The following is a 25,930-nucleotide window of genomic DNA, read 5'->3' on the forward strand; positions in this document are numbered from 1 at the left end:
AGCGGACATCATGATCTTCGACTACCCGACCCTGAAACTCATCTGGTGGCTGCTGGTGGGCGTGTTGCTCGTCGGCTTCGCCATCATGGACGGCCACGACATGGGCGTGGGCACGCTGCTGCCCTTCGTCGGCCAGAACGACGAGGAGCGCCGCGTCGTCATCAACACCGTCGGCCCGCACTGGGACGGCAACCAGGTGTGGTTCATCACCGGCGGCGGCGCCATCTTCGCCGCCTGGCCGATCGTCTATGCCACGGCCTTCTCGGGCTTCTACTGGGCGATGCTGGCGGTGCTGTGGGCGCTGTTCTTCCGCCCGGTGGGCTTCGACTACCGCAGCAAGATCCACAACGCCACCTGGCGCAGCACCTGGGACTGGGGGCTCTTCATCGGCGGGGCGGTGCCGCCGCTGATCTTCGGCGTGGCCTTCGGCAACCTGCTGCAGGGCGTGCCCTTCCACTTCGACGACTCCCTGGTGCCCTATTACACCGGCTCGTTCTGGGGCCTGCTGAACCCCTTCGCGCTCCTGGCCGGCGTGGTGAGCACGGCGATGATCACCTTCCACGGCGCGATCTATCTCGCCCACCGCACCGAGGGCGACATCCAGCGCCGTTCGATCACCGCCGCGCTGATCTTCGGCACGCTGATGCTGGCCGGCTTCAGCGCCGCCGGGCTGTGGATCGCCAACGGCGGCTTCGGCTATGCCATCACCTCGGCGGTGGACACCGCGGCGCTGCCCAACCCGCTCGCCAAGACGGTCGAACTGCAACCGGGCGCCTGGCTGGCCAACTACGCCAAGGCGCCGCTGACGCTGCTGGTGCCGGCGCTGGCCTACGCCGGCGGCATCGCCGCGCTGTGGCTGGTGTGGAAGGGCCGCACCCTGGCCGCATTCGTCGCGTCGTCGTTCGCCCTCGTGGGCGTGATCGGCACCGCCGGCGTGTCGATGTTCCCCTTCGTGATGCCCTCCTCCACCGTGCCCTCGGCGAGCCTGACCGTGTGGGATGCGGTCTCGAGCCAGCGCACGCTGGGCATCATGTTCTGGGCCACGCTGATCTTCATGCCGATCATCGTCGCCTACACCAGCTGGGCCTACAAGGTGATGGCGGGCAAGGTCACGACCGCCTACATCCGCGAGAACGAACACTCCGCGTACTGAACCCACACGAACCGAACAAGGAGAACGACATGTGGTATTTCGCCTGGGTCCTGGGCATCGGTTTCGCCGTGCTGCTGGCCATCCTGAACGCCCTGTGGGGCGAGAATGAAGAGGCGCGTGCCGAGGCGCTGCGGCAGGCCCGTCTCGACGCCGCCCCCGCCGACCCGAACGGCAGTGGTGCGCACTGACCGCGGCAAGGAGGCCATGATGAACACGAAGCTCGCCGGCCCGGCCGCCGCGCCGACCGGTGGCATCCGACTGCTGCCGCTGCTGGCCGCCATCGTGATCATGCTCGGCATCACCGCCTGGCCCGCCACCCTCTCCGGTCCGCAGGGCGGTGCGGACCACTGGGCCGCCATGGCGCTGTTCTGGGCCATGAGCGCGGGCTTCGTGCGCGGCGTCGGCTTCGTGCCGCGGCACCGGGCCTGGCGCCTGCTGTTCTCGGGGGGCGCCTGCCTGCTGGGCATTGCCCTGGCAGCAGCGCGCATGGCCCTGCTGAACAGCCCGCAATAGCGGGCGCTGGCGCGTCCCGGCGCGGGATACATCAGACGCCCAGATAGCGATGCCAGACTTCGCGCTGGGCGTCCAGTTCGGCCGAACTGCCCTGCCAGGCGATGCGCCCGCGCTCCAGGATCAGGTTGCGGTCGGCCAGCGGAAGCAGCTTCTCGACGTACTTGTCCACCACCAGCGTGGTCTGGCCCTGCGCCTTCAGCAGCGCGAGACAACGCCAGATCTCGTCGCGGATCACCGGCGCGAGGCCTTCGGTGGCTTCGTCCAGGATCAGCAAGCGCGGATTGGTCGACAGCGCCCGCGCAATCGCCAGCATCTGCTGCTCGCCGCCCGAGAGCTGGTTGCCCATGTGGCGAGCGCGCTCGGCCAGGCGCGGGAAGAGGTCATACAGGCGTTCCAGCGTCCACGGCTCGGCCACGCCATTGCGGCGGTCGGCGAAGGCGACGAGGTGCTCGCGCACGGTCAGATTGGGGAAGCACTGCCGGCCCTCGGGCACGATCGCCACGCCGAGACGGGCGATGTGGTCGGCGCGCGCGGCCTGGATCGGCCGGCCGTCGAAGAGGATCTCGCCGCGCTGCGGGCGCAGGCCGCCGACAATCGTCCTGATCGTCGTACTCTTGCCCATGCCGTTGCGTCCGAGCAGGGCGACCACATCGCCCGGGCGGATGTCGAAGTCGAGCCCGAACAGCACCTGGCTGGCGCCATAGCCCGCCTCCAGGCCGCGGCAGCTGAGCAATGGCGAGGCGTTCATGCGGCCACCTCGGTCCCGAGATAGACCGACTGCACCTCGGGATGCCCCTTCACATGCGCCGCGTCGCCGGAGGTCAGCACGCGGCCGTACACCAGCACCGAAATCCGGTCGGCGAGCTGGAAAACCGCATCCATGTCGTGCTCGATCAAGAGAATCGCCGTGTCGCGCCGCAGGCGGTCGATCAGCGCCACCATCTGCAGCGAATCCTCCGGCCCCATCCCCGCCATCGGCTCATCGAGCAGCAGCAGCTTGGGCCGCGCCGCCAGCGCCAGCGCGACGTCGAGCTTCTTCTGCATGCCGTGCGGCAGCGTGCCGGCCGGACGATCGAGCACATCGGCCAGGCCGACCTTGTCCGCCAGCGCCAGGGCGCCGTCCATCAGCGCCGTCTCGGCCTCGCGCCGCCGCAGGCAGCGGAAGCTGGTGCCCGCCTGCGCCTGCACCGCCAGCAGCAGGTTGTCGCGCACGGAATCGTTGCGGAACACGCTGGTGATCTGGAAGCAGCGCGCCAGGCCATGGCGCACGCGCATGTGCGGCGCCAGCGCGGTGAGATCGACGCCGTCGAGCACGATGCGTCCGGCATCGGCCGGCAGCAGGCCGCTGACGAGATTGACCAGGGTGGACTTGCCGGCACCATTGGGTCCGATCAGCGCATGGATCTCGCCCGGCGCCACCGTCAGGTCGACCTGGTCGGTCGCAAGCAGGCCGCCGAAGCGCTTCACCAGGCCCTCGGTCACGAACAGGCTCATGCCGCGCCCCCCTGGCCGCCGCGGCGCTCGAGCAGCGCCGCCAGCCCCTGCGGCGCATGGAAGACGACCAGCAACAGCAGCACGCCCAGCGGCCAGTGCCAGTAGTCGGTGTGCATCTTCAGCACTTCCTCCAGGGTCAGCCACAGCGCCACACCCAGCGGCGCGCCCCAGCGCCGGCCAAGGCCGCCCAGGATCACCATCACCAGCAGCAGCGCAGACTGCGTCCAGTGCATCACGCCGGGGCTGACGAAGGCGTTGTGGCTGGCGAGCAGGCCGCCGGCCAGCCCCGCCACCGCGCCGGCGGCAACGAAGCCGGCGAGCTTGAGGCGGAAGACCGGGTAGCCGAGCGCGACCATGCGCGTCTCGTTGTCGCGGATGCCGCGCAACGCATGGCCGTAGCGCGAATGCGCAACCCGGCTGAAGAGCGCGAACACCCCGGCCGCGATCGCCAGCACCACCCAGTAGAAGACGTCCGGGTGTGCGCCATCGAGCCAGGCGCCCATCGCCAGCGGCGTGTACAGCCCGTAGCCGTCGTCGCCGCCATAGGTGCGCAGCGACACCGCCAGGTAGTAAAGCATCTGCGCGAAGGCGAGCGTGATCATGATGAAGTACACGCCGCGCGTGCGCAGCGACACCATGCCGATCAGCGCTGCCGCCACGCCAGCGACCGCCAGCGCGCCGCCCCAGGCCAGCCAGGCCGACGAGACGCCCGCCTCGACCAGCGCCACCACCGCATAGGCGCCGACGCCGACGAAGCCGGCGTGGCCCAGCGCCGCCATGCCGCCGTAGCCGAGGATGAAGTTGAGGCTGGTCGCGGCAATGGCGACGATCAGCACCCGGCGCACGAAACCGACGTAGTACTCCAGCCCCAGCGTCGGCGCCAGCAAGGGAAAGACGGCCAGCAGCGCCAGCACCAGCCAAGGCAGGCGGCGCACCGCGCCGGGAAAACGGGTGGCGAAGGACGGGTGCGCCACGGCGGAAGCAGGATTCGTCACAGCGGTCTTCAGGCGCGGGCGGGGAACAGGCCCGCGGGTTTGAGCGTAAGCACGGCCGCCATCAGCACGTACATCGCGATGCCGGCCAGCGCGGGCCCGAGGTCGGCCGCCACCGAGGGCGGCAACACCGCGCGCAGCGCCGGCGGCAGGAAGGCGCGGCCGGCGGTATCGACCAGGCCGACCAGCAGCGCGGCAACGAAGGCGCCGCGCACCGAGCCGATGCCACCGATGACGATGACCACCAGCGCCGGAATCAGGATGGCCTCGCCCATGCCGACCTGCACCGAGCTGATCGGCGCCATCAGCGCCCCGGCCAGGGCCGCGAGCCCGGCGCCGAGCGCGAACACGAAGGAAAACACCGCCCCCACGCGCACGCCCATGAATTCCGCCATCTGCCGGTTCGAGGCCCCGGCACGCACCAGCATGCCGACGCGGGTGTTGTTCACCAGCAGGTAGAGCCCGAGCGCCACCAGCAGGCCTGCACCGATCAGGAGCAGGCGGTAGGCCGGATAGGGCAGCCCCTCGAACAACTGCACCGGTCCGGCGAGCGCGGCCGGCGTCGAGGCCATCAGCGGCGCCACGCCCCAGATCGCCTTCACCGCATCATCCGCGATCAGGATGATGCCGAAGGTGGCCAGCACCTGGACCAGATGGTCGCGACGATAGAGGTGGCGCACCACCAGCAGCTCGAGCACGGCCGCCACGGCCACGGTGACGAGCACCGCCGCAAGCACCGCGCCGGCGAACGAGCCGCTCGCCTCGTGCACGCGCGCGGCGACGTAGGCGCCCGCCATGTAGAGCGAGCCGTGGGCGAGGTTCATCGTGTCCATGATGCCGAACACCAGCGTCAGGCCGGCGGCAATCAGGAACAGCATCAGGCCGTAGCCGAGGCCGTTGAGCAGTTGCTCGAAAACGAAGATGGCATCCATCGGGGAGATCCGGAGGCAGTGCGGCAAGGCACGCCGCACCGCAGTGCGGGACGGACACGGGGACGCCCGCCCCCGTCCCGCGCGGTCTTACATCTTGCAGGCGCCGACGTAGGCGTCCTGGTGCTGCTCGAGCGTGGTGCCCACCAGCTTGTTGGTGATGCGGCCCTCGGCGTCCTTGCCGACTTCGCGCAGGTAGTAGTTCTGCACCGGGAAGTTGTTGACGCCGTACTTGAACTCGCCGCGCACCGACTGGAAGCTCGGGCTCTTCAGCGCCTTCAGCACGGCCTCGCGGTCGGCGACCTTGCCGCCGACATCGCGCACCGCGGCATCCATCGCCATCAGCGTGTCGTAGGCCATCGCCGCATACACCGAGGGGTAGCGGCCGTCGTACTTCTTGCGGAAGGACGACACGAACTCGGCGTTCGCCGCATTCTTCAGATCGTGCGTCCAGTGCGCGGTGTTGAGCACGCCGATCATCGGCTCGCCCACAGCCTGGATCACGTCCTCGTCGGCCGAAAAGCCGGGGGCGATCAGCGGGATGTCCTTCAGGCCGCCGCCGACGAACTGCTTGACGAAGTTGATCCCCATCGCACCGGGCAGGAAGAAGAACACCGCGTCCGGCTTGGCGGCGCGGATCTGGGCGATCTCGGCGGCATAGTCGATCTGGCCGAGCTTGGTGTAGATCTCGTCCTTCACCTCGCCCTTGTACAGGCGCTTGAAGCCGTTCAGGTGGTCCTTGCCCGCCGGGTAGTTGGGGGCGATCAGGACCACGTTCTTGTAGCCCTTCTCGTTGGCGACCTTGCCGGCGGCCTCGTCATAGGTGTCGTTCTGGTACTGGGCGAAGAAGTACGGGCTGCACTTGTCGCCGGCATAGGCGCTCGGGCCGGGGTTGGCCGACAGGTAGGGCACCTTGGCGGCGAACAGCGCCGGCCCCACGGCGAGCGCCGCGTTGGAACCGATCGGGCCGGTGAAGAAGTCGATCTTGTCACGCTGCAGGTAGCGGGAGACGAGCTGGTTGGCCTGCTCAGGGTTACCGCCGAAGTCGGTGCGCAGGAACTCCGCCGGCTGGCCGCCGAGCTTGCCGCCCAGCTTCTCGATCGCCAGCTCGAAGCCGTCGCGCGCCTCGGCCCCGAGCGCCGCGAACGGGCCGGAAATGTCGAGTGCGATGCCGACCTTGATGTCGGCGGCATGCGCGGCAGCAGCGCCGCACAGCGCCAGGGCGACGGCCAGGTTCTTCATCTGCAGCATTGAGTGTCTCCTCGTTTTGTATCGACAGGGGGTACGGAAGCGGCGCGGCACCGCAGGGATCGCGCACGATCGGTGCAAGCGCACGAAGTTGCCCGATTCTAGCCTGAGCACGATGCCCGTCAGCAGGAAAATGCCCTGCACGGCACGGGACACAAGCGCAGGGCAGCACGCCCGTTTCCGGCTGGCGCCCCGCGGCGCGCCCGGACTGTATGAAATTTCACCTCCCGATGCAGGCAGCCACCGGCTGCACTGGTAGACTTGCGCATCCCCACAGTGACTGCCCGAGGCCCAGGACCGCGATCATGATCGGACGCATCACCGGCACCTTGCTGGAAAAGAATCCGCCGCAGATCCTCGTTGACGTGCACGGCGTCGGCTACGAGATCGACGTGCCGATGAGCACCTTCTACAACCTGCCCGCAACGGGGGCCCAGGTCAGCCTGCACACCCATCACGTCGTGCGCGAGGACGGCCATTTCCTGTTCGGCTTCGCCACCGAGGAAGAGCGCGCCACCTTCCGCCAGTTGCTCAAGGTATCGGGCATCGGCGCGCGCATGGCGCTGGCCGTGCTGTCCGGGCTGTCGGTCAACGATCTCGCCCAGGCCGTGGCGCTGCAGGAAGCCGGCCGTCTGGTGAAGATCCCGGGTATCGGCAAGAAGACCGCCGAGCGCCTGTTGCTGGAGCTGCGCGACAAGCTGGGCAAGGCGCTGCCGAACATGGCCGGCGCCCGGCTCACGGCCGCGCCGGGCACCGCCCCCGACGCGAAGAGCGACATCCTCAACGCGCTGCTGGCCCTGGGCTACAACGAGCGCGAGGCGCTGGGCGCGATGAAGGGCCTGGACGAGGCGGTGGGCGTGTCCGACGGCATCCGCCAGGCGCTGAAGCTGCTGTCGAAGGGCTAAACTGCCACCATGATCGAGACCGACACGCTGCGCGCCGGAAGCCCCGAGCGCCTGATCTCCGCCCAGCCAGCCGACCGCCAGGAAGACGCGATCGAGCGTGCGCTGCGGCCCAAGCGCCTTGCCGAGTACGTCGGCCAGGCCAAGATCCGCGAACAGCTGGAGATCTTCATCCAGGCTGCGCGCAATCGCAGCGAGGCGCTGGACCACGTGCTGCTGTTCGGCCCGCCGGGGCTGGGCAAGACCACGCTGGCTCACATCGTCGCTGCCGAGATGGGCGTAAACATGCGCCAGACCTCCGGCCCGGTGCTCGAACGCGCTGGCGACCTCGCCGCGCTGCTGACCAACCTCGAGCCGCACGACGTGCTGTTCATCGACGAGATCCACCGCCTGTCGCCCGTCGTCGAGGAAATCCTCTACCCCGCGCTGGAAGACTTCCAGATCGACATCATGATCGGCGAAGGGCCCGCCGCGCGCTCGGTGAAGCTCGACCTGCCGCCCTTCACGCTGGTCGGCGCCACCACCCGCGCCGGCATGCTCACCAACCCGCTGCGCGACCGCTTCGGCATCGTGTCGCGGCTGGAGTTCTACACGCCCGAAGAGCTCGGCTTCATCGTCAGCCGCTCGGCGCGCCTGCTCAACGTCGAGATCGACGACAACGGCGCACTCGAAATCGCACGCCGCGCGCGCGGCACGCCGCGCATCGCCAACCGCCTGCTGCGCCGCGTGCGCGACTATGCCGAGGTCAAGGCCGGCGGCCACATCACCGCCGCGGTAGCCGATGCCGCGCTGCGCATGCTGGATGTGGACAACCTCGGCCTCGACCTGATGGACCGCAAGCTGCTGTCGGCAATGCTGGAGAAGTTCGGCGGCGGCCCGGTCGGCCTGGACAACCTCGCTGCGGCGATCGGCGAATCGACCGACACCATCGAGGACGTCATCGAGCCCTACCTGATCCAGCAGGGTCACCTGCAGCGCACACCGCGCGGGCGCATGGCGACGCATTCGATCTGGCAGCATTTCGGGCTGGCGCCGCCGCGCACGGGCGGTGACCTGTTCGACGCCTGACACCCGAGCCGGGGACTGGCGATGCGCTCGGTTCAGGTCGTGATGTTCATGCTGTGCGTGCTCGGCGGCCTCTACCTGCTGACGCAGGCGCCGCCCTTCTTCCTGCCCAGCCGCGGCAACCCCGCCATCGGCCTGCAGTTCGACGCCACGGCCTCACGCCTGCTGGGTGCCGGCCTGCTCGCACTGGCGGCCCTTGGCAGCCTGTATCTGCGCACGATGTACTACTCGGGAGAACGCCGCCTGCCTGGCCCGGTGGCGCAGCGTCGTTACTTCGGCCTGCTGCTGCTGGCGCTGGCGCTGCTGCTGGCGGCCATGCTCAGCGCCGAGATCAGTCCGAATCCCGACTATCGACCCCGCGTAGAACTGCCAGGCTGAGGTCGTGGGCGCACGACCTTACTCCTGGAGCAGCTTGCGCGCACGATCCGCGGTTTCGATGACTTCCGACAATTCGCGCGAAGTCAGCACCTTGCCGAAATGATCGAAAGCGACCTCGGTAACGAACAGGTGACCATTGCCGCGCCGCTCGACCCAGCCGAGCTCGACCAGGCGCACGATCTTGCGCCGCACGGTCTCGCGCGGCAAACCGGTTGCCGCAGCGATCGAATAGGCATTGCAGGGGCGCAGCGTGCAGGTTCGCCAGGCATCGGGGCTGCTTGGCAGGCCTTCCTCGGCACGCCCGTTGCGCCCGCCATTGCCGTTCGCCGACGCATGTTCGAACGCACCGGTGTTGTGCATCGCGATCTCGCCGAGCAGGATCGGCAGCAAGATGTCGCGATCGAACTCTTCGAACCAGCGCCGCAGGTTGCGGATCTCGTGCCGCATCAGCAACAGCGCGACGGTGCGGATGGCAGCGTGCGAGGATTCGGAGGACTGTTGTTCAGTCTCGACCATTCCCTCGCTGGTCGAGCTCGCCTTGGGGGGGGCTGTGTTTGACATGTGTTCCCGAGCGGGGCTCGCTCCGGTGCAGGAGAGGCCGCATGAGCTTGGAATATTAAATATTTATCAAGTGCTCCAAGACTAAAAGCATAACGCAAGCCCCTGAAAGACATGCGTTAAAAAATGCCCAATTTGGGCAAAAATGCGGGAATTGCAGGTCATTTCCGCGCACGTGGGTGCGCTTTGTCATACACGCTGGCCAGATGCTGGAAATCGAGGTGGATATAGACCTGGGTGCTGCGGATGCTCGCATGGCCGAGCAGCTCCTGCACGGCACGCAGGTCCCCGCTCGACTGCAGCAAGTGACTGGCGAAACTGTGGCGCAGCATGTGGGGATGAACATGCACACCGAGGCCGAGCACACGGGCCCGATGCGCCAGCCGGCTGCGGATGCCGGCGGGTGACAGCCGCTGCCCGGTACGGCTCAGAAACACGGCCTTCTCGCCAGCGGCGGCGAGTTGCCCACGCAACGCGAGCCATTGACGCAAGGCCTCGAGCGCCTTCCCGCCCACCGGAACACTGCGGCTGCGCTGACGCTTGCCGGTAACGGTGACCATCGCCTCGGCCAGATCGAGACCGCCATCGACGTCCAGCGCCGCCAGCTCGGCCAGGCGCAGACCCGAGGAATAGAACAGCTCGAACATCGCCACGTCGCGCACTTCAAGCACGCTCTCGGCCTCGGGATCGAGCAGCGCCTGAGCCTGGTCGGGCGATAGCGCGCGCGGTAGCGTGGTGGCAGATCTTGGCGCCCGGATACCCTCGACGGGGTTCGCCTTGAGGCCATGGTGGCGTGCCAGCCAGCGATACAGACCGCGCCAGGCCGACAGGTTGCGGGCGATGGAGCGCCCCGACAGGCCTTCGCCGTGCAGACGGCCGACGAAGCGGCGGATGTCATGCACCGCCAAGTCCGGCAGCGGTCGTCCTTCAGCCAGGCGCAGCAGGTTGCCGAGGTCGCGCCGGTAGGCCGCCAGCGTCAGCGGCGACGCACGTCGTTGACTGGCCAGCCAGCCCAGCCAGGCCTCGACCTCGTCCGGCAGTGGCAAGGCGCCGGCTGACGGCGTCGCGGAGGACGGTCCCGAGGGCTGCGCGCTCATGCGATGTCAGCGCAGGGATTGGCGCGGCGCCGGCATCAAGGCTGGGGCTTCAGGGCCGCTGCGGCAAGCTCGCCGATGCGGCCGAGGTAGAGCGTGCCCATCTCGGCATAGAAACGCTCAGGTTCGGCACCTCCGAGGGCCAGCAGACCGAACACGGCACCGGCCGCACGCAACGGAATCAGCGCAACGGAGCGGACATGCGGCGCGGATTCACCGAAGCAGGCCAGCAGCTCCATGCTCTCGGGCGCACCGCAGTAGGGGTGACGCATCGCCTCGAGCTGGCGCTTCAATGGCTCGGCAAAGCGGCAGGACTCATCATTGCCACGCCACAGCTCGAGCGCGACATAAGGCACGGCGAAATCCTCGCGCAGGCTGGCCACCAGCAACTGTCCGGCCAGCTGCGGCTCGCGCGCCTCCAGCAGCTGCGCCGCAAGGCCATGCACCTTGGCGCTGATGTCGTCGTTCTCCTCGCCGAAGCGGATCAGCTCGTCCAGCTTGTGCTCGAGCTGGCGGATCTTGTCGCGCAGTGCGTGCAGCTGACGTTCGGCAAGTGAGATCGCCTGGCCGCCATGCTGCGGATGCGGCACCGTGAGCTGGGTGAACAACTCGCCGTGCTCGGCGAGGAAATCGGGGTTGTCGCGCAGGTAGCGCGCAACGTCTTCGGCGTTCATCGGCAATACTCCCGTCGGGCGACGCATGCGCCCGTCATCATACATGGCGCAACGGCCGACGGCCGCGCGCAGCGAATTCCGTGATTTCAGTCGAGCGACATCTCGCCCTCGAACACCGTGACCGCCGGTCCGGTCATCAGCACCGGCGTGCCGGGACCGCCCCATGCGATCTCGAGTTCGCCGCCGCGGGTCTCGACCCGCACCGGCGACTCCACCAGATTGCGCACAATACCCGCAACCACGGCGGCACAGGCGCCGGTGCCACAGGCGAGCGTCTCACCCGCGCCGCGCTCGAACACGCGCAGGCGCACCCGGTGCGCATCGACGATCTGCAGGAAGCCCGCATTGACCCGTGCCGGAAAACGCGGGTGGCGCTCGATCAGCGCGCCCTGCCCGGTCACCGGCGCGGTATCGACGTCGGCCACCACCTGCACCGCATGCGGGTTGCCCATCGACACCGCGGTGATCGCCACCGTCGCGTCACCCACCTGCAGCGGCTGCACCAGGGCGTCGGAATCGGATACGAAGGGCACCTTCGCCGGCATCAGCTCGGGCACACCCATATCGACCGTGACGAGCCCATCCTCGCGCAAGCGCGGCGCAATCACGCCGGATTTCGTCTCGACGCGGATCTCGCGCTTGTCGGTCAGGCCCTTGTCGTGCACGAAGCGTACGAAACAGCGCGCACCGTTGCCGCACTGCTCGACTTCGCCGCCATCGGCGTTGAAGATTCGATAACGGAAGTCGACGCCGGGCTGGGTCGCCGGCTCGACGACCAGCAACTGGTCGCAGCCGACGCCGAAGTGGCGGTCGGCGATGGCCTTGACGCGCGCCGGCGTGAGGTCGACCGGCGCGCGCGTGGCGTCAATGACGACGAAGTCGTTGCCGAGTCCATGCATCTTGGTGAAGCGCAGTCTCATCGCAGCTCTTTCAGGAGTAGGCGGTTGCAGGGCAGACCGGGTCTGCAGGCGGCGATTGTCCTCCACCATGCCGACCAGCGTCCACCGGACCGGCACGCCACCTCAGTAGAAGCGCGGCTCGCCCTTGGGCCGCGTCTTGAAGCGGCGGTGCACCCAGTAGTACTGCTCGGGCATGGTGCGCACCACGCCTTCGAGCCAGCGGTTCATGCGCAGGGTGTCGGCCTCGACGTCGTCGGACGGATAGTCCGCCCACGGCTCGCCCAGCTCCAGCACGTAGCCTTTGCCGCCGGGCAGGACGCGCGCGATGCTGGGCACCACCGCGGCACCGGCCAGGCGCGCCAGGCGCGGCAGACCGGTGATGGTGGCGGCCGGCACGCCGAAGAAGGGCACGAAGATCGATTCTCGGCGTCCGTAATCGAGGTCGGGCAAGTAGTAGAGCGGGCGGCCGGCCTTCATCGCCTTCACTGTGGACCGCACACCATCGCTGCGCGACAGCAGCAGCTGGTCGTTGAAGCGGCTGCGGCCATGATGCAGCCAGTGGTCGAAGACCTCGTTCTTCTGCCGGGCATAGACGCTGACGAAATCGCCTTCCATCGACAGCCGGGTGCCTGCCATGTCGAGACCGACGAAGTGCGGCGTGAGCAGAATCACCGGCCGCCCTGCGGCCTTCAGCGCGTTCAGGCGCTCGAGGCCCTCGATGCGCACCAGCTTGCGCAGGCGCTCCGGGCTTGCCCACCAGGCCAGGCCCCGCTCCAGCATGCTGCGCCCGGTGACGGCGAAGTGCCGCCGCGCCAGCGCACGGCGCTCGGCCTCGGACAGTTCCGGAAAGCACAGCCGCAGGTTGGTCAGCGCCACCTTGCGCCGCGGCGCCACGAACACGTAGAGCAGCAGGCCGAACGCTTCACCGATTCGCGACAGCAACGACAAGGGCAGCCAGTGGAGCAGCCAGAAGATCCCGATGGCGAGGCGACTCATTGCCCGGCCTCCGCGGCGGCGGCGACACGCTCGCCGCGCGGCTGCTTGTAGCGGTTGTAACCCCACAGGTACTGCTGCGGGCACTGCAGGATGATGCGCTCGACCTCGCGGTTGATGATGGCGACGTCGGTTTCGAGCTCGCCGGTCAGCGCCTCGGTCGGCGCCTGCAGGCGGAACACGAAGCCCTCGCCGCGCGGCAGACGCTCGGCCCAGGTGTAGATCACGCGCACCCCCTTCACCGCGGCCAGGCGTGCCGCTAGCGTCATCGTCCACGCGGGCTTGCCGAAGAAGGGCGCCCACATGCCTTCGCCTTCGCCCGGCACCTGGTCCGGCAGCATGCCCACCGCTTCCTGGCTGCGCAGGGTCTTGACCAGCTTGCGCACGCCCGACAGGTCGGCCGGAGCAGTGCGCATCTGGCCGCGCGCGCGGCCCGCTTCCATCAGCGGCTGCAGTTCGGGCTTGCGGGGCGGGCGGTAGAGCACGGTGATCGGGATCCGGGCCGCGATGCACTGCGCGGTAATCTCGAAGCACCCCAGGTGCGGCGTGATGAAGAGGATGCCCGCGCCGTCCGCACGCGCCTGCTCGACGAGCGCCCAGCCTTCGGTACGCACGGCGCCCGCCACGACTTCCTCGGCCGGGCGCAGCCAGATCCAGGGCAGTTCCAGCGCCTGCCGCCCGGCCTCGGCGATGGCCGCACGCAGCACGCGCTCGTCCTCGCGCCCGAGCGCATTGAACAGGTTCTCGCGCAGGCGCCGTGCATAGGAGGGCGACGCGCGATACACGAGCCAGCCCGCCCACGCGCCAAGACGGTGCAGCCAGGACAGCGGGAGGCGGGATAGAAGACGAAAGGAAAGATTGACCAGCACGTCAGAGTCGGGCGAATGGAAACCGGCCAGGAAACGAAGGTCCGCCGCAGCCGGACGACGAAAATCGGTCACCCGGCGCGCGACTTCACACCGGATTCAGGGGTGAATGCTTACACAGCAGACGATCCGGGTCTATAATCGCGGCGACCGCCGAGTTAAATCGACAACTTGCAGGGCGGCGACGTGGCAAGGGTGCACGCGTCACAAATACTGCTAAAGCGTCGGCTGCTCGACGAAATCCCCGGAGCTGGCCGCAGACGCAAGTCATTGGCTGATCGGGGATTTTCTGTTTCTGGAGCAGAGCAACATGGCTGAATTTCTGTTTACGTCCGAGTCCGTTTCCGAAGGCCATCCCGACAAGGTCGCCGACCAGGTCTCCGACGGCGTCCTCGACGCCATCCTGGCCGAGGACCCCAAGGCCCGCGTCGCCTGCGAGACGCTGGTGTCCACCGGCCTGGTTGTGATCTCGGGCGAGATCACCACGACCGCCCACCCCAACTATCGCGAAATCGCGCAGGAAGTCATCCGCCGCATCGGCTACGACAATTCCGACATCGGCTTCGACTACAAGAGCTGCGCCGTGCTGGCCGCGATCAACCGCCAGTCGCCCGACATCGCCCAGGGGGTGAATGCCGCCAACGACGACCCGCTCGATCAGGGCGCCGGCGACCAGGGCCTGATGTTCGGTTACGCGACCAACGAAACCCCCAGCCTGATGCCGCTGCCGATCTACTACGCGCACCGAATCATGCAGCGCCAGGCCGAAGTGCGTAAGGACGGCCGCCTGCCGTGGCTGCGCCCGGATGCCAAGAGCCAGCTGACGGTGAAGTACGTCGATGGCAAGCCGGTGGCGATCGACACCGTGGTCGTCTCCACCCAGCACGACCCGGACGTGACCCAGGAGCAGATCCGTGAGGCGGTGATCGAGCTGATCATCAAGCCGGTGCTGCCCAAGGAGCTGATGCAGGGCGATGTGCGTTACCTGGTCAACCCCACCGGCCGCTTCGTGGTCGGCGGCCCGCACGGCGACTGCGGCCTGACCGGGCGCAAGATCATCGTCGACACCTACGGCGGCGCGGCCCACCACGGCGGCGGCGCGTTCTCGGGCAAGGACCCGTCCAAGGTCGACCGCTCGGCCGCCTACGCCGGCCGCTACGTGGCGAAGAACATCGTCGCCGCCGGCCTGGCCGACAAGTGCGAGGTGCAGGTGGCGTACGCAATCGGCGTGGCGCGCCCGGTGAGCCTGATGGTCAACACCTTCGGCACCGGCAAGGTCGCCGACGAGAAGATCGTCGAACTGGTCGGCAAGCACTTCGACCTGCGCCCGAAGGCCATCATCCAGACCCTGGACCTGCTGCGCCCGATCTACTCCAAGACCGCCGCCTACGGCCACTTCGGCCGCGACGAGCCGGAGTTCAGCTGGGAGCAGACCGACAAGGCCGCCGCACTGCGCGCCGACGCCGGACTGTAATCCAAGCCAGTCCCATGCCCCTCGCCGGCAGCGGCGGGGGGCGTTTCGTTTTCAGGGCACGGCGCCGCGAACGCGTCGACGCCTATACTGTCTGTCAAAACTCCCCAGCACGCTCGATACGCCCATGCTCCAGCAAGTCCTGATGTTTGGCCTCGGCCTCACCGTTCTCGTCATCGGCGCCGACGTACTGGTGCGCGGCGCCTCGCGCCTGGCGGTCTCCTTCGGCGTATCGCCGCTAGTGGTGGGCCTCACGGTGGTCGCCTTCGGCACCAGCGCACCGGAAATGGCGGTGTCGGTCGGCTCCGCATTGGCCGGCAGCCCCGACCTCGCGATCGGCAACGTGGTGGGCAGCAATATCTGCAACGTGCTGCTCATCCTCGGCATCTCGGCGCTGATCACACCGCTGCTGGTCGACGAGCAAATCATCCGCCAGGAGATCCCGATCATGATCGGCGTCTCCGCGCTGCTGGTGGTGATGGCGCTCGACGGCCGGATCGGCATTCTCGAATCCGTCGTCCTGTTCGCACTGGTCATCGCCTACACCATCTTCCTGGTCGTACAGTCGCGACGTGCCTCGAAGGCGGCGCAGGACGAGTTCGAGACCGAGATTCCGACCTCCACCTGGGACCGCCACTGGGCGGTGCAGGTGGCCCTGATCGTGGTCGGCCTGGTCATGCTGGTGGTGGGCGCGGACTGGCTGGTGGACGCTGCCGTCGCCTTCGCGCGCGCCTTCGGCATCAGCGACCTGGTGGTCGGACTGACCGTGGTGGCCGTTGGCACTTCGATGCCCGAGATCGCGACCTCGATCGTCGCCGCGATGCGGGGCCAGCGCGAAATCGCGGTCGGCAACGTGGTCGGCAGCAACATCTTCAACATCCTGGCCGTACTCGGCGCCTCGGGCATCGCCTCGGGCATCACCACCGGCGCAGGCCTGCCGGTGTCGGAGGCTGCACGCAACTTCGACCTGTGGGTGATGCTGGCCGTCGCCTTCGCCTGCCTGCCGATCATGCTCTCGGGCCGCGAGATCGCACGCTGGGAAGGCGGCGTGTTCCTCGCCTACTACGCCATCTACACCGCCTGGCTGGTGCTGCAGGCGCAGCAGCACAGCAGCCTGCCGGCGTTCTCGGGCGTGATGCTGGGCTATGTGCTGCCGATCACTGTGATCACGCTGGTCGTCAGCATGGTCCGACAATCGGGCAGCACAGCCAGTCGCTGATCACCCCGGCGCCGGCTCTCAGGGCGACACGCGGAAGCGGCGTACCGACTGCTCGAGCGCGTCGGCGAGCTGGCTCAGCTCCCCGGCGCGCTGCAGCGAATCGCGCGTCGTACCGTGGCTTTCCTCGCTCATGCGGGCAATGCGCTCGACGCTCTGGGCGATGTCCGTACTGGCCTGGCGCTGTTCGCCAAGGGCGACGTTGATCGATCCGACCACCTCGCGCACCTCGACCGCGCTGCCCTCGAGCGCGGCCACGGCGGCACGCGCACGCTCGGCGTTCTCGGCGCCGCGCTCGGCGAGCTGACGTCCGTCCTCCATCGTCCCCACGGCCTGCCGGGCATTGGCCTGCACGCGCTCGATCATGGCGTTGATCTCATGGGTCGACTGGCGGGTACGCTCCGCCAGCTTGCGCACCTCGTCGGCGACGACGGCGAAACCGCGCCCCTGCTCGCCCGCGCGCGCAGCCTCGATCGCCGCATTGAGCGCCAGCAGGTTGGTCTGCTCGGCGATGTCCTGGATCACCTGCGCGATGTTGGAGATGCTCTCCGCGCTGACGCCCAGGTCCGCCACCACCGCGGCCGATGCGGTCATGCGCTGCGCCACCAGGCCGATGGTCTCGACCGCCTGGTTGATCACCTTCACGCTGTCGCGCACCTGTGCTTCCGACTCGCCGCTGAGGCGGTCGGCGTCGTTCGCATGCTCGGCCACCACCGAGATGCTGGTACTCAGCTCCTCGATCGAGGCTGCGATCGCCTGCGCGGCATCGGTCTGCACGAGCGACGCCGCGGCCACCTTCTCCTCGTTGCTGCGCAGGGTGTCGGCCGCGGCCACAAGCCGCCCGGCATCGGCACGGATGCCACGGATAATGGTTTCCAGTCCGCCCTGCATGCCCTGCATCGCGGCCAGCAGGCTGCGTCCGTCGCCACCGCGGACCACGACGCGCTGCTGCAGGTCTCCGTCGGCGATGCGGTGCGCGACCTCCGCAGCATAGGCGGGCTCGCCACCCAGTCGGCACAGCACGTTACGCGTCACCAGCACCGAGGCCACCACGCACACCAGCAGCGCAAAGGCGCCCAGCCCCAGCACGACGAGCCGGCTGCGCTCCAGCGCCTGGGCCGAATCCGAGCGCATCCCGGCGGTCAGCTTCTCGAGATGCTCGATCTGCTTCAGCAGTTCGCCGCGGATCTCGCGCCAGGCCGGCGTCTCACCGCGCACCAGCACCTCGCGCGCAGCCTGCAGATCGTCGGCCCGCACCTTGGCGATCACCTCCGCCTGCAGCGGCGCCCAGCGCTGGACGACCTCCTGCATGCGCGCAGCCGCCGCCGCGCCGCCATCGAGAACATGCCCGCGCGCGACGATCTGCGCCAGCATGGCGTCGAACTGCTTTTTGGCCTGGTCGAAGTTCTCGTAGGCCTTCGAGTTGGCCGGGTCGAGCAGGATGTTGCGCAGCGCCTGGCCCATCTGCAGGCCCTGCGCGTAAGTGCGGGTGACGTCGCGCTCGACGGCGAGCTCGGTGTCGATGAAGCCGGACAGGCGCTCGCCGCCGAGCTGCATCTGCCACAGTGCGCCACCCAGGGCGAGCAGGAAAAGACCACAGGTCGCGGCGGCCAGCAGCACCAGCTGGGATCTTACGGACAGGGTGTTGGAAGCCATATCTGTTCTCTTGCGTGCAGTAAGGGAGAGTGCCCCGGCGCCGGGCCCGGGCTGTAATAAGAATATTCTTATAAGCATATCGGCAGCATGACGAAAGCCTTTAGGGACGATGTCACGCTCGGGAGGCTGGTCGCGCATCGCGCGCCAGCTGCATCACGGTTCACGACCGCCGCCATCAGCTATAATCCGAGCACTCCGAGGAGCGCTGCGAGGCGCCGGGCCGTCCGGCCCTGGCCCCCAGGCTCGGACCCCGCCGCCATGGCGGGCAGCAGTCAACGGCGCTCACCCTGCTAATCATCTTCAACCCTGCCGGGTTCGGGATGTCGGGTGAGCCCCTTGCAGTCAGTTCGCGCTGCCCTCTCCCCTCCCGCCCGGCCATAGCATGGAGCTTCACATGAACGCTGTGGCTGACAAGAACTTCACCGATTTCGTCGTTGCCGACCTGTCGCTCGCCGACTGGGGTCGCAAGGAAATCCGCATCGCCGAAACCGAAATGCCCGGCCTGATGGCGATCCGCGAGGAATACGCCGCCAGCCAGCCGTTGAAGGGCGCGCGCATCACCGGTTCGCTGCACATGACCATCCAGACCGCGGTGCTGATCGAGACGCTGACCGCGCTCGGCGCCCAAGTGCGCTGGGCCTCGTGCAACATTTTCTCGACCCAGGACCACGCCGCCGCCGCCATCGCCGCCTCCGGCGTGCCGGTGTTCGCGGTCAAGGGCGAGTCGCTGGAAGACTACTGGGACTACACCCACCGCATCTTCGAATGGGCCGACGGCGGCTATTCGAACATGATCCTCGACGACGGCGGCGACGCCACCCTGCTGCTGCACCTGGGCGCGCGTGCGGAAGCTGATCTCGCGGTGCTGGCCAATCCGGGCTCGGAAGAGGAAACCATCCTCTTCGCCGCCATCAAGGCCAAGCTGGCGCAGGACCCGACCTGGTACTCGACCCGCCTGGCGCAGATCAAGGGCGTGACCGAGGAGACCACCACCGGCGTGCACCGCCTGTACCAGATGCACGCGCGCGGCGAACTGAAGTTCCCGGCGATCAACGTCAACGATTCGGTGACCAAGTCCAAGTTCGACAACCTGTACGGCTGCCGCGAGTCCCTGGTCGACGGCATCAAGCGCGCCACCGACGTGATGGTGGCCGGCAAGATCGCCGTGGTCTGCGGCTACGGCGACGTGGGCAAGGGCTCGGCGCAGGCGCTGCGCGCGCTGTCCGCCCAGGTGTGGGTGACCGAGATCGACCCGATCTGCGCACTGCAGGCCGCGATGGAAGGCTATCGCGTGGTGACCATGGAGTACGCCGCCGACAAGGCCGACATCTTCGTCACCGCCACCGGCAACTACCACGTGATCACCCACGACCACATGGCGAAGATGAAGGACCAGGCCATCGTGTGCAACATCGGCCACTTCGACAACGAGATCGACGTCGCCTCGGTCGAGCAGTACCCGTGGGAAGAGATCAAGCCGCAGGTCGACCACATCATCTTCCCCGACGGCAAGCGCATCATCCTGCTCGCCAAGGGCCGCCTGGTGAACCTCGGCTGCGCCACCGGCCACCCGAGCTACGTCATGTCGAGCTCCTTCGCCAACCAGACGATCGCGCAGATCGAGCTGTTCACCCGCACGGCGGACTACCCGGTGGGCGTCTACACCCTGCCCAAGCACCTCGACGAGAAGGTCGCCCGCCTGCAGCTGAAGAAGCTCAACGTGCAGCTCACCGAGCTGAGCGACGCGCAGGCGGCCTACATCGGCGTGCCGAAGCAGGGCCCGTACAAGACCGACTCGTACCGCTACTGAGCGACGCCGGAGGCCGTCCCGATGAGCATGAATTCCTTCCATGCCCGCCAGGGACGGCCGCGCCATGCGGCCGAGCACAGGCAGCCGGTCGATCGCCACGGCCTGCTGAGGATCGACCAGCTGCTGGTGGCGCAGGGGCTCGCGCCCTCGCGCACTGCGGCGCGCGCGCTGATCGAGGCCGGTCGCGTCAGCCATGAGGGCCAGCCGGTCACCAAGCCGGCGCTGGAACTGCCGCCCGACGCCCGGCTGGCCGTCATTCCGGACGACAGCGACCGCTTCGTCTCCCGCGGCGCGCTCAAGCTCGAAGGCGCGCTCGCGCGCAGCGGCCTGGACGTGCGCGGCACCATCTGTCTCGACATCGGCCAGTCCACCGGCGGCTTCACCGACTGCCTGCTGCAGGCCGGTGCGACGAAGGTGGTCGGGGTCGAGGTCGGCCACGACCAGCTCCATCCGCGCCTGCGCAAGGATCACCGCTGCGTCACGCTCGAAGGCCTCAACGCCCGCCAGCTCACCACGGCGGATCTCGGCACGCACTGCCCGCCGCACGGTTTCGATCTGCTGGTGTGCGACGCCAGCTTCATCTCGCTCGCCCTGCTGCTGCCGCAGTGGGCGGACCTGCTGTCGCCCAGCGGCCATGTGCTGGCGCTGGTCAAACCGCAGTTCGAGGTGGGCCAGCAAGGCCTGGGCAAGGGCGGCATCGTGCGCGACGCCTCGCTGTACGCCGAGGTCGAAACCCGCCTGCGCGAAGCGGCCCACGCCGCCGGGCTGATCATCCTCGACTGGTTCGATTCGCCCATCACCGGCGGCGACGGCAACCGCGAATTCTTCTTCCACGCCATCCGCACGCCGGGTGGCGACACCGATCCGGACACACCATGAGCATCGACATCTCGATCGAGTTCTTCCCCCCCAACACCGCCGAAGGCGCCGACAAGCTGCGTGCCACGCGCGACAAGCTGGCGGCCCTGAAGCCCGCCTTCTTCTCCGTCACCTATGGCGCCGGCGGCTCCACCCGCGAGCGCACCTTCGCCACCGTCAAGGAAATCGCCGCCGCCGGCTACGAGGCGGCACCGCACCTGTCCTGCATCGGCTCGACCCGCGACAGCATCCGCGAGATCCTGCGCGAATACGCCGACGCCGGCATCCGCCGCATCGTCGCGCTGCGCGGCGACCTGCCTTCGGGCGCAGGCGCGGCAGGCGAGTTCCGCTATGCCAACGAGCTGGTGGAGTTCATCCGCGCCGAAACCGGCGACCGCTTCCTCATCGAAGTCGCCGCCTACCCGGAATGGCACCCGCAGGCCCGCAGCCCGAAGGACGACCTGCTCGCCTTCAAGCGCAAGGCCGACGCCGGCGCCAATTCCGCGATCACGCAGTACTTCTACAACCTCGACGCCTACCTGCACTTCGTCGATGCGGTGCGCAAGCTGGGTGTCGACATCCCCATCGTGCCCGGCATCATGCCGATCGGCAGCTTCAGCAAGCTGGCGCGCTTCTCCGACGCCTGCGGCGCCGAGATCCCGCGCTGGATGCGCAAGACCTTCGAGAGCTACGGCGACGACGCCGATGCGATCCGCGCTTTCGGCCTCGACGTGGTCACCCGCCTGTGCGAGAAGCTGATCGCCGAGGGTGCGCCTGGACTGCACTTCTACAGCATGAACATGGCCGGCCCGACGATCGAGATCTGCCGCCGGCTCGGGCTGCACCACTGACGCCCGTCACGGCCGCAGTTCGGTCGGCGGCCGTGACCAATCGCACTTCGTCCCGCGCTTGCTCCACCGCTCCGCCGTGCGGGCTAACATGCAGGCATCGCCTGCGGCACGCGCCGTCGCCTGACGAAGGTCATCATGATCAAGACACTTCAACACATCCCGCTGACCGGCGAACTGCCGAGCCCGAAGGGCGTCGCGCTCGCAATCCTGGAGATGTGCCGCAATGAAGACACGACGATCAGCGAGATCGCGCACATTGCCCAGACCGACCCGGCGCTGGCGGGGCGGCTGATCCGCAACGCCAACGCGGCCAGCAGCGGCGTCCGACCGATCGCCTCCGTCACCGACGCGATCATGCGCCTGGGCATGGGCACGGTCCGCAACCTGGCGATGGGCTTCTCGCTGATCGACCAGTATCACTCCGGTCCCTGTGCGGGATTCGACTACGAACGCTTCTGGTCCTACTCGCTGCTGGTGGCGCTCGCGATGCAGGAGTTCGGCCGGATGACGGGCGCGGGTGCGGCCGAGGAACTGTTTGCCTGCGGCCTGCTGTCGCAGATCGGGCGGCTTGCGCTGGCGACCCTCTATCCGCAGGAATACGCCGGGCTGCTGAACGAGACCAACGCGAGGGCAAGGCTGGCCGAACTCGAGCACGAGCGCCTGCACACCGACCACAACGAACTGACGGCGGCCCTGCTGTCCGACTGGGGCCTGCCGCTGGCCCTGATCGAGCCCATCCACTACCACGAAGCACCGGACAAGGCCCCGTTCACACCCGGCTCGCGCCCGCACCAGCTGACCCACCTGTTCTACCTCGCCAAGCGCATCGGCGACCTCGGCCTCTCGCCCGAATCCGAGCGCAACGGGCACACGGCCGAACTCCTGCTGCTGGGCGGCAAGATCGGTCTCGACGCCGACCAGCTCGGCGCACGCATCGACGGCATCGTGACGGCCTGGCACGAATGGGGCGAACTGCTGAAGGTTCCCGCCTCGGCACTGCCGAGCTTCAAGCAGATGTGCGCCGGCCAGGCCCCGCGTCCGGAAGACGGCGACAGCCCGGCCTCGCTGCGCGTGCTGCTGGTGGACGACGACGCCACGACACGCCACATGCTCGAAGGCGTGCTGGGCGATTCGCTCGGCCACACCGTGCAGTCGGCAGGCAGCGGCGAGGAAGCCCTGGCGACGGCGCTGCAGTTCATGCCGCAGGTTGTCGTCACCGACTGGCTGATGCCGGGCATGAGCGGTATCGAGCTGTGCCGCGCCTTGCGGGCAACCGACTGGGGGCAGACGATTTACATCATCATGCTGTCCGGCATCGACACCCGCGACGAAGCCACCGAAGCCTTCGAGGCCGGTGCAGACGATTTCGTCGCCAAGCCGGTCGACCTGCGCACCCTGCGCGCCCGCCTGCGCGCTGCCTGGCGCTACGTGCATCTGCTCGATGCCTGGGAGACGGACCGCGCTCAGCTGCGCCAGTTTGCCGCCGAGCTTGCGATCAGCAACCGTCGCCTGTCGCATGCGGCGATGACCGACCAGCTCACCGGCCTGCCCAACCGCCGGGCCGGCATGAGCGAGCTGGAAAAGGCGTGGAGCGCGAGCGGGCGCGCGGTACAGCCGATGGCGGTGCTGGTCATCGACGTCGATCATTTCAAGCGCATCAACGACAGCTACGGCCATGCCGTGGGTGACCATGTGCTGCGCGAGGTGGCGCAGACCCTGCAGCAGTCGGCACGGCGCGAGGACGTCGTCTGCCGCCTGGGCGGCGAGGAATTCCTGATGGTGTGCGCCAACACCGACCTACGTGCAGCGCTCGGCGCCGGCGAGCGCCTGCGCAAGCTGGTGGCGGCGCTGGCGATCAAGGTCGGCGGGCACGAGATCCAGCTGTCGATCAGCATCGGCATCGCCGCCCGCGAAGCTTCGATGACCGACGCCGACATGCTGGTCAACGCCGCCGACCGTGCGCTCTACCGTGCCAAGGAAGGCGGCCGCAACCGCAGTTGCATCTGCCTGCAGGGACAGCTGCGCTGCGGCCCCTGGCAGGCACGTTGAGCGGCCTTAGCGCCGGCTGCTGCCACCGAGCAGCGAACCGAGGATGCCGCGCACGATCTGGCGGCCGATGCTGCTGCCGATGGTGCGCGTGACCGTCTTCGCCGCAATCTGCACCAGGCCGTCGCGCTGCCCCCCGCGCGGACCGGTGGATCCGAACAGGATGTCGTTGAGCCCGCCGCCGGCCTGACCGGCCTTCGCAGTCTCGACGGCCTGCGCCTCGGCACGTGCCGCCGCGCCTTCGGCCTGCGCGCGCAACATCTCGTAGGCCGACTCGCGGTCGACCGCCTTCTCGTAGTGGCCGTAGATGACCGAGCCGGCGATCGCCGCCTGGCGCTCGGCTGTGGTCAGCGGACCGAGGCGGGAGTCGGGTGCGATCACGAAGCAGCGCTCGGTGACCTGCGGCCGGCCCTTCTCGTCGAGGCAGGAGATCAAGGCCTCGCCCACGCCCAGTTCGGTGATGGCGGCCACGGCATCGAAGGCCGGGTTCGGGCGCATGGTGTCGGCCGCGGTCTTGACCGCCTTCTGGTCGCGCGGGGTGAAGGCGCGCAGCGCGTGCTGGACGCGGTTGCCGAGCTGGCCGAGCACGGTCTCGGGCACGTCCAGCGGGTTCTGGGTGACGAAATACACGCCCACGCCCTTGGAGCGGATCAGGCGCACCACCTGCTCGATCTTCTCCACCAGTGCCTTCGGTGCATCGTTGAACAGCAGGTGGGCCTCGTCGAAGAAGAACACCAGCTTGGGCTTGTCCGGGTCGCCGACCTCGGGCAGCTGCTCGAAGAGTTCCGACAGCATCCACAGCAGGAAGGTGGAGTAGAGCTTGGGCGAGTGGAAGAGCTTGTCGGCGGCCAGTACGTTGATCACGCCGCGGCCGTCGGCGTCGGTCTGCATCAGGTCGGCGATGTCGAGCATCGGCTCGCCGAAGAACACGTCGCCGCCCTGCTCTTCCAGCGCCAGCAGGTTGCGCTGGATGGCGCCGATGGAGGCGGTGGAGATGTTGCCGTACCCGGTGGTGAAGCTCTTCGCGTTCTCGCCTACGTACTGGACCATCGCGCGCAGGTCCTTGAGGTCGAGCAGCAGCATGCCGTTGTCGTCGGCGATCTTGAATACCAGCGTCAGCACGCCGGTCTGGGTGTCGTTGAGGTTGAGCAGGCGCGCGATCAGCAGCGGCCCCATGTCGGAGATGGTCGCCCGCACCGGGTGACCCTGCTCGCCGAACACATCCCAGAACACCGCGGTGTTGGCACGCGGCGTGAACTCGGTGATGCCGATGGCGGCCAGGCGCTGCATCAGCTTGTCGGACCTGAGGCCCGCGGCACCGATGCCCGAGAGGTCGCCCTTGATGTCGGCCACGAACACCGGTACGCCGATGGCCGCAAAGGACTCGGCGAGCTTCTGCAGCGTCACCGTCTTGCCTGTGCCGGTCGCCCCGGTGATCAGGCCGTGGCGGTTGGCCAGGCGCGGGAGCAGGTGGATCTCCTTGTCGGCGGTCTTGGCAATCAGCAGCGCTTCGGTCATCGCAGTCCCCGGGGTGGTCGTGTTGCGCCCGAGTGTATCAGGGCGCCCCGCAGCCCGCGATGCAGCGCGCGTAGGCCGATTCGCAGTCGGCGCAGCTGCCCGCCGCGCAACGTGCCTGGCAGCGGTAGAGCGGTGCGGCGCAGGCGCGCACGCAGGCGTTCCAGCCCGGCTGCCCCGCCTCAGGCAGGCCGTACAACCCGCGGCCCGAGCCCGCCGGGCAGGCGTCGAGGGCAAAGCTGCGGCGCGGGCCCGGCACCCACGCCCATTCGTCGTCCGCCAGGCTCAGGTCGGCCTCGAGAGCGGGCTGGGCGCCTGCCGTCAGCAGGCCGGAACGGCGCAGGCTGTCGGCGGCCGCGCAGTCCGCCCGTCGCGCCTGGCCGGCATCGAGCTCACCAAGCGCTGGATAGCCGAGGTTGATGCGCGCGCAGGCCTGGGCGAACAGGAAGCTGCGCGTCACCGGCAGCAGGCGCGGCAGCACGGCCGGGTTGTAGCGGATGACGGCCCGCCCCGCCTCGATGCCGGTGGCGACCACGGCCGGCAACTGGTCGTCGCTCAGGGCCGGCACAGCCGCCCCCTGCGCATCCACGCAACCACCGTAGATCGGCTCGCCCGCGTCCGCGGCGCGTGCGCCGCCCGCCAGCAACGCCAGCACCATCCCCACAACCCATATCGCTCTGTGCATCGTCCCTCCGGGCAAAACGCAGCGTCATTGTCGTGGCCCGACCGCATTTTCCGCGTCCCGCGCA

General features: G+C 68.4%; 26 protein-coding genes. 12 read left to right on the forward strand and 14 right to left on the reverse strand.

Annotation, left to right across the window (positions count from 1 at the left end):
* Positions 1-10: 10 nt before the first annotated feature.
* The 3 genes from cydB to AC731_RS13330 are packed head-to-tail and all read left to right on the forward strand — an operon-like array spanning position 11 to position 1,666.
* The gene (gene cydB / locus AC731_RS13320; RefSeq protein WP_048706799.1) at positions 11-1,153 is read left to right on the forward strand and encodes a cytochrome d ubiquinol oxidase subunit II; all 1,143 of its coding nucleotides are present in this window, start codon (positions 11-13) and stop codon (positions 1,151-1,153) included.
* Between the two features lie 29 nt (positions 1,154-1,182).
* Positions 1,183-1,341, forward strand: coding sequence for a cytochrome bd-I oxidase subunit CydX (gene cydX, locus AC731_RS20440; RefSeq protein WP_048706801.1), 159 nt, complete (start codon positions 1,183-1,185; stop codon positions 1,339-1,341).
* Between the two features lie 16 nt (positions 1,342-1,357).
* Positions 1,358-1,666: a cyd operon YbgE family protein gene (locus AC731_RS13330; protein ID WP_237266535.1), complete on the forward strand. Its 309-nt coding sequence runs from the start codon at positions 1,358-1,360 to the stop codon at positions 1,664-1,666.
* A 31-nt stretch (positions 1,667-1,697) separates the two neighbouring features.
* On the opposite strand, the gene AC731_RS13335 is transcribed toward AC731_RS13330, so the two are convergent.
* The 5 genes from AC731_RS13335 to AC731_RS13355 form a co-directional block, all read right to left on the reverse strand.
* Complete coding sequence (locus AC731_RS13335; RefSeq protein ID WP_048706804.1) at positions 1,698-2,414, reverse strand: ABC transporter ATP-binding protein; 717 nt, start codon at positions 2,412-2,414, stop codon at positions 1,698-1,700.
* The gene (locus AC731_RS13340; protein WP_048706807.1) at positions 2,411-3,160 is read right to left on the reverse strand and encodes an ABC transporter ATP-binding protein; all 750 of its coding nucleotides are present in this window, start codon (positions 3,158-3,160) and stop codon (positions 2,411-2,413) included. Before AC731_RS13340 ends, AC731_RS13335 begins: the two co-directional genes overlap by 4 nt.
* Complete coding sequence (locus AC731_RS13345) at positions 3,157-4,155, reverse strand: branched-chain amino acid ABC transporter permease (RefSeq protein ID WP_252100472.1); 999 nt, start codon at positions 4,153-4,155, stop codon at positions 3,157-3,159. Before AC731_RS13345 ends, AC731_RS13340 begins: the two co-directional genes overlap by 4 nt.
* 8 nt (positions 4,156-4,163) lie before the next feature.
* Positions 4,164-5,084, reverse strand: coding sequence for a branched-chain amino acid ABC transporter permease (locus AC731_RS13350; RefSeq protein WP_048706813.1), 921 nt, complete (start codon positions 5,082-5,084; stop codon positions 4,164-4,166).
* An 87-nt stretch (positions 5,085-5,171) separates the two neighbouring features.
* Entirely contained in the window at positions 5,172-6,332 is a 1,161-nt protein-coding gene (locus AC731_RS13355; protein ID WP_004292299.1) for an ABC transporter substrate-binding protein, read from the reverse strand.
* 302 nt (positions 6,333-6,634) lie between these two features.
* On the opposite strand from AC731_RS13355, the gene ruvA reads away from it, so the two are divergent.
* The 3 genes from ruvA to AC731_RS13370 are packed head-to-tail and all read left to right on the forward strand — an operon-like array spanning position 6,635 to position 8,674.
* The gene (gene ruvA, locus AC731_RS13360) at positions 6,635-7,234 is read left to right on the forward strand and encodes a Holliday junction branch migration protein RuvA (protein ID WP_048706816.1); all 600 of its coding nucleotides are present in this window, start codon (positions 6,635-6,637) and stop codon (positions 7,232-7,234) included.
* 9 nt (positions 7,235-7,243) lie between these two features.
* Positions 7,244-8,299, forward strand: a complete 1,056-nt coding sequence (gene ruvB / locus AC731_RS13365; RefSeq protein WP_048706818.1) for a Holliday junction branch migration DNA helicase RuvB — start codon at positions 7,244-7,246, stop codon at positions 8,297-8,299.
* A gap of 21 nt (positions 8,300-8,320) precedes the next feature.
* On the forward strand, positions 8,321-8,674 hold the full coding sequence (locus tag AC731_RS13370; RefSeq protein WP_048706820.1) for a hypothetical protein: 354 nt from the start codon (positions 8,321-8,323) through the stop codon (positions 8,672-8,674).
* 18 nt (positions 8,675-8,692) lie between these two features.
* Here AC731_RS13370 and AC731_RS13375 read toward each other — a convergent pair whose 3' ends face one another.
* The 6 genes from AC731_RS13375 to AC731_RS13400 all read right to left on the reverse strand — a co-directional run bounded on the left by AC731_RS13375 (position 8,693) and on the right by AC731_RS13400 (position 13,791).
* Positions 8,693-9,190 (reverse strand): helix-turn-helix domain-containing protein, encoded by a 498-nt coding sequence (locus AC731_RS13375; RefSeq protein ID WP_004292293.1) that lies wholly within the window; start codon positions 9,188-9,190, stop codon positions 8,693-8,695.
* 203 nt (positions 9,191-9,393) lie between these two features.
* Positions 9,394-10,329, reverse strand: a complete 936-nt coding sequence (locus AC731_RS13380; protein WP_048706822.1) for a tyrosine recombinase XerC — start codon at positions 10,327-10,329, stop codon at positions 9,394-9,396.
* Positions 10,330-10,364: 35 nt separating this feature from the next.
* Positions 10,365-11,000 carry a DUF484 family protein gene (locus AC731_RS13385; protein WP_004292289.1) on the reverse strand — a complete coding sequence of 212 codons (636 nt, stop codon included), beginning with the start codon at positions 10,998-11,000 and terminating at the stop codon, positions 10,365-10,367.
* A gap of 86 nt (positions 11,001-11,086) precedes the next feature.
* A complete protein-coding gene (gene dapF, locus AC731_RS13390; RefSeq protein WP_048706825.1) occupies positions 11,087-11,920 on the reverse strand; it encodes a diaminopimelate epimerase in 834 nt (277 codons plus the stop codon).
* 102 nt (positions 11,921-12,022) lie between these two features.
* The gene (locus tag AC731_RS13395) at positions 12,023-12,895 is read right to left on the reverse strand and encodes a lysophospholipid acyltransferase family protein (RefSeq protein WP_048706828.1); all 873 of its coding nucleotides are present in this window, start codon (positions 12,893-12,895) and stop codon (positions 12,023-12,025) included.
* Entirely contained in the window at positions 12,892-13,791 is a 900-nt protein-coding gene (locus AC731_RS13400) for a lysophospholipid acyltransferase family protein (RefSeq protein WP_443080700.1), read from the reverse strand. Before AC731_RS13400 ends, AC731_RS13395 begins: the two co-directional genes overlap by 4 nt.
* Before the next feature lie 277 nt (positions 13,792-14,068).
* On the opposite strand from AC731_RS13400, the gene metK reads away from it, so the two are divergent.
* Both metK and AC731_RS13410 read left to right on the forward strand, forming a co-directional pair.
* Positions 14,069-15,232, forward strand: a complete 1,164-nt coding sequence (gene metK, locus AC731_RS13405; RefSeq protein ID WP_048706830.1) for a methionine adenosyltransferase — start codon at positions 14,069-14,071, stop codon at positions 15,230-15,232.
* Between the two features lie 124 nt (positions 15,233-15,356).
* The gene (locus AC731_RS13410; protein WP_048706833.1) at positions 15,357-16,448 is read left to right on the forward strand and encodes a calcium/sodium antiporter; all 1,092 of its coding nucleotides are present in this window, start codon (positions 15,357-15,359) and stop codon (positions 16,446-16,448) included.
* Positions 16,449-16,466: 18 nt separating this feature from the next.
* Here AC731_RS13410 and AC731_RS13415 read toward each other — a convergent pair whose 3' ends face one another.
* On the reverse strand, positions 16,467-18,101 hold the full coding sequence (locus AC731_RS13415) for a methyl-accepting chemotaxis protein (RefSeq protein WP_048706835.1): 1,635 nt from the start codon (positions 18,099-18,101) through the stop codon (positions 16,467-16,469).
* A 394-nt stretch (positions 18,102-18,495) separates the two neighbouring features.
* On the opposite strand from AC731_RS13415, the gene ahcY reads away from it, so the two are divergent.
* From ahcY to AC731_RS13435, 4 genes are all read left to right on the forward strand, one after another.
* Positions 18,496-19,911 (forward strand): adenosylhomocysteinase, encoded by a 1,416-nt coding sequence (ahcY, locus tag AC731_RS13420; RefSeq protein ID WP_048706838.1) that lies wholly within the window; start codon positions 18,496-18,498, stop codon positions 19,909-19,911.
* Positions 19,912-19,932: 21 nt separating this feature from the next.
* Positions 19,933-20,790, forward strand: coding sequence for a TlyA family RNA methyltransferase (locus AC731_RS13425; RefSeq protein WP_048706840.1), 858 nt, complete (start codon positions 19,933-19,935; stop codon positions 20,788-20,790).
* Positions 20,787-21,620 carry a methylenetetrahydrofolate reductase [NAD(P)H] gene (gene metF / locus AC731_RS13430; protein WP_048706841.1) on the forward strand — a complete coding sequence of 278 codons (834 nt, stop codon included), beginning with the start codon at positions 20,787-20,789 and terminating at the stop codon, positions 21,618-21,620. The genes AC731_RS13425 and metF overlap by 4 nt, the downstream gene beginning before the upstream one ends.
* 135 nt (positions 21,621-21,755) lie before the next feature.
* A complete protein-coding gene (locus AC731_RS13435; RefSeq protein ID WP_237266536.1) occupies positions 21,756-23,669 on the forward strand; it encodes a GGDEF domain-containing response regulator in 1,914 nt (637 codons plus the stop codon).
* Between the two features lie 6 nt (positions 23,670-23,675).
* Here AC731_RS13435 and AC731_RS13440 read toward each other — a convergent pair whose 3' ends face one another.
* The gene (locus AC731_RS13440) at positions 23,676-25,184 is read right to left on the reverse strand and encodes a helicase HerA-like C-terminal domain-containing protein (RefSeq protein WP_048706843.1); all 1,509 of its coding nucleotides are present in this window, start codon (positions 25,182-25,184) and stop codon (positions 23,676-23,678) included.
* 37 nt (positions 25,185-25,221) lie between these two features.
* The gene (locus tag AC731_RS13445) at positions 25,222-25,866 is read right to left on the reverse strand and encodes a hypothetical protein (RefSeq protein WP_156480716.1); all 645 of its coding nucleotides are present in this window, start codon (positions 25,864-25,866) and stop codon (positions 25,222-25,224) included.
* Positions 25,867-25,930: the final 64 nt, after the last annotated feature.

The organism is Thauera humireducens (assembly GCF_001051995.2).
GTDB lineage: Bacteria > Pseudomonadota > Gammaproteobacteria > Burkholderiales > Rhodocyclaceae > Thauera > Thauera humireducens.

Bases quoted from the DNA above. Each gene is read 5' to 3' on its own strand.
- AC731_RS13340 (WP_048706807.1), bottom strand. From the start codon at position 3,160: ATGAGCCTGTTCGTGACCGAGGGCCTGGTGAAGCGCTTCGGCGGCCTG.
- AC731_RS13350 (WP_048706813.1), bottom strand. From the start codon at position 5,084: ATGGATGCCATCTTCGTTTTCGAGCAACTGCTCAACGGCCTCGGCTAC.
- AC731_RS13395 (WP_048706828.1), bottom strand. From the start codon at position 12,895: ATGAGTCGCCTCGCCATCGGGATCTTCTGGCTGCTCCACTGGCTGCCC.
- AC731_RS13435 (WP_237266536.1), top strand. From the start codon at position 21,756: ATGATCAAGACACTTCAACACATCCCGCTGACCGGCGAACTGCCGAGC.
- metF (WP_048706841.1), top strand. From the start codon at position 20,787: ATGAGCATCGACATCTCGATCGAGTTCTTCCCCCCCAACACCGCCGAA.
- ruvA (WP_048706816.1), top strand. From the start codon at position 6,635: ATGATCGGACGCATCACCGGCACCTTGCTGGAAAAGAATCCGCCGCAG.
- cydX (WP_048706801.1), top strand. From the start codon at position 1,183: ATGTGGTATTTCGCCTGGGTCCTGGGCATCGGTTTCGCCGTGCTGCTG.
- AC731_RS13370 (WP_048706820.1), top strand. From the start codon at position 8,321: ATGCGCTCGGTTCAGGTCGTGATGTTCATGCTGTGCGTGCTCGGCGGC.
- AC731_RS13380 (WP_048706822.1), bottom strand. From the start codon at position 10,329: ATGAGCGCGCAGCCCTCGGGACCGTCCTCCGCGACGCCGTCAGCCGGC.
- metK (WP_048706830.1), top strand. From the start codon at position 14,069: ATGGCTGAATTTCTGTTTACGTCCGAGTCCGTTTCCGAAGGCCATCCC.
- AC731_RS13335 (WP_048706804.1), bottom strand. From the start codon at position 2,414: ATGAACGCCTCGCCATTGCTCAGCTGCCGCGGCCTGGAGGCGGGCTAT.
- AC731_RS13415 (WP_048706835.1), bottom strand. From the start codon at position 18,101: ATGGCTTCCAACACCCTGTCCGTAAGATCCCAGCTGGTGCTGCTGGCC.
- ahcY (WP_048706838.1), top strand. From the start codon at position 18,496: ATGAACGCTGTGGCTGACAAGAACTTCACCGATTTCGTCGTTGCCGAC.
- AC731_RS13445 (WP_156480716.1), bottom strand. From the start codon at position 25,866: ATGCACAGAGCGATATGGGTTGTGGGGATGGTGCTGGCGTTGCTGGCG.
- AC731_RS13425 (WP_048706840.1), top strand. From the start codon at position 19,933: ATGAGCATGAATTCCTTCCATGCCCGCCAGGGACGGCCGCGCCATGCG.
- AC731_RS13355 (WP_004292299.1), bottom strand. From the start codon at position 6,332: ATGCTGCAGATGAAGAACCTGGCCGTCGCCCTGGCGCTGTGCGGCGCT.
- AC731_RS13410 (WP_048706833.1), top strand. From the start codon at position 15,357: ATGCTCCAGCAAGTCCTGATGTTTGGCCTCGGCCTCACCGTTCTCGTC.
- dapF (WP_048706825.1), bottom strand. From the start codon at position 11,920: ATGAGACTGCGCTTCACCAAGATGCATGGACTCGGCAACGACTTCGTC.
- AC731_RS13375 (WP_004292293.1), bottom strand. From the start codon at position 9,190: ATGGTCGAGACTGAACAACAGTCCTCCGAATCCTCGCACGCTGCCATC.
- AC731_RS13385 (WP_004292289.1), bottom strand. From the start codon at position 11,000: ATGAACGCCGAAGACGTTGCGCGCTACCTGCGCGACAACCCCGATTTC.
- AC731_RS13440 (WP_048706843.1), bottom strand. From the start codon at position 25,184: ATGACCGAAGCGCTGCTGATTGCCAAGACCGCCGACAAGGAGATCCAC.
- ruvB (WP_048706818.1), top strand. From the start codon at position 7,244: ATGATCGAGACCGACACGCTGCGCGCCGGAAGCCCCGAGCGCCTGATC.
- AC731_RS13330 (WP_237266535.1), top strand. From the start codon at position 1,358: ATGATGAACACGAAGCTCGCCGGCCCGGCCGCCGCGCCGACCGGTGGC.
- cydB (WP_048706799.1), top strand. From the start codon at position 11: ATGATCTTCGACTACCCGACCCTGAAACTCATCTGGTGGCTGCTGGTG.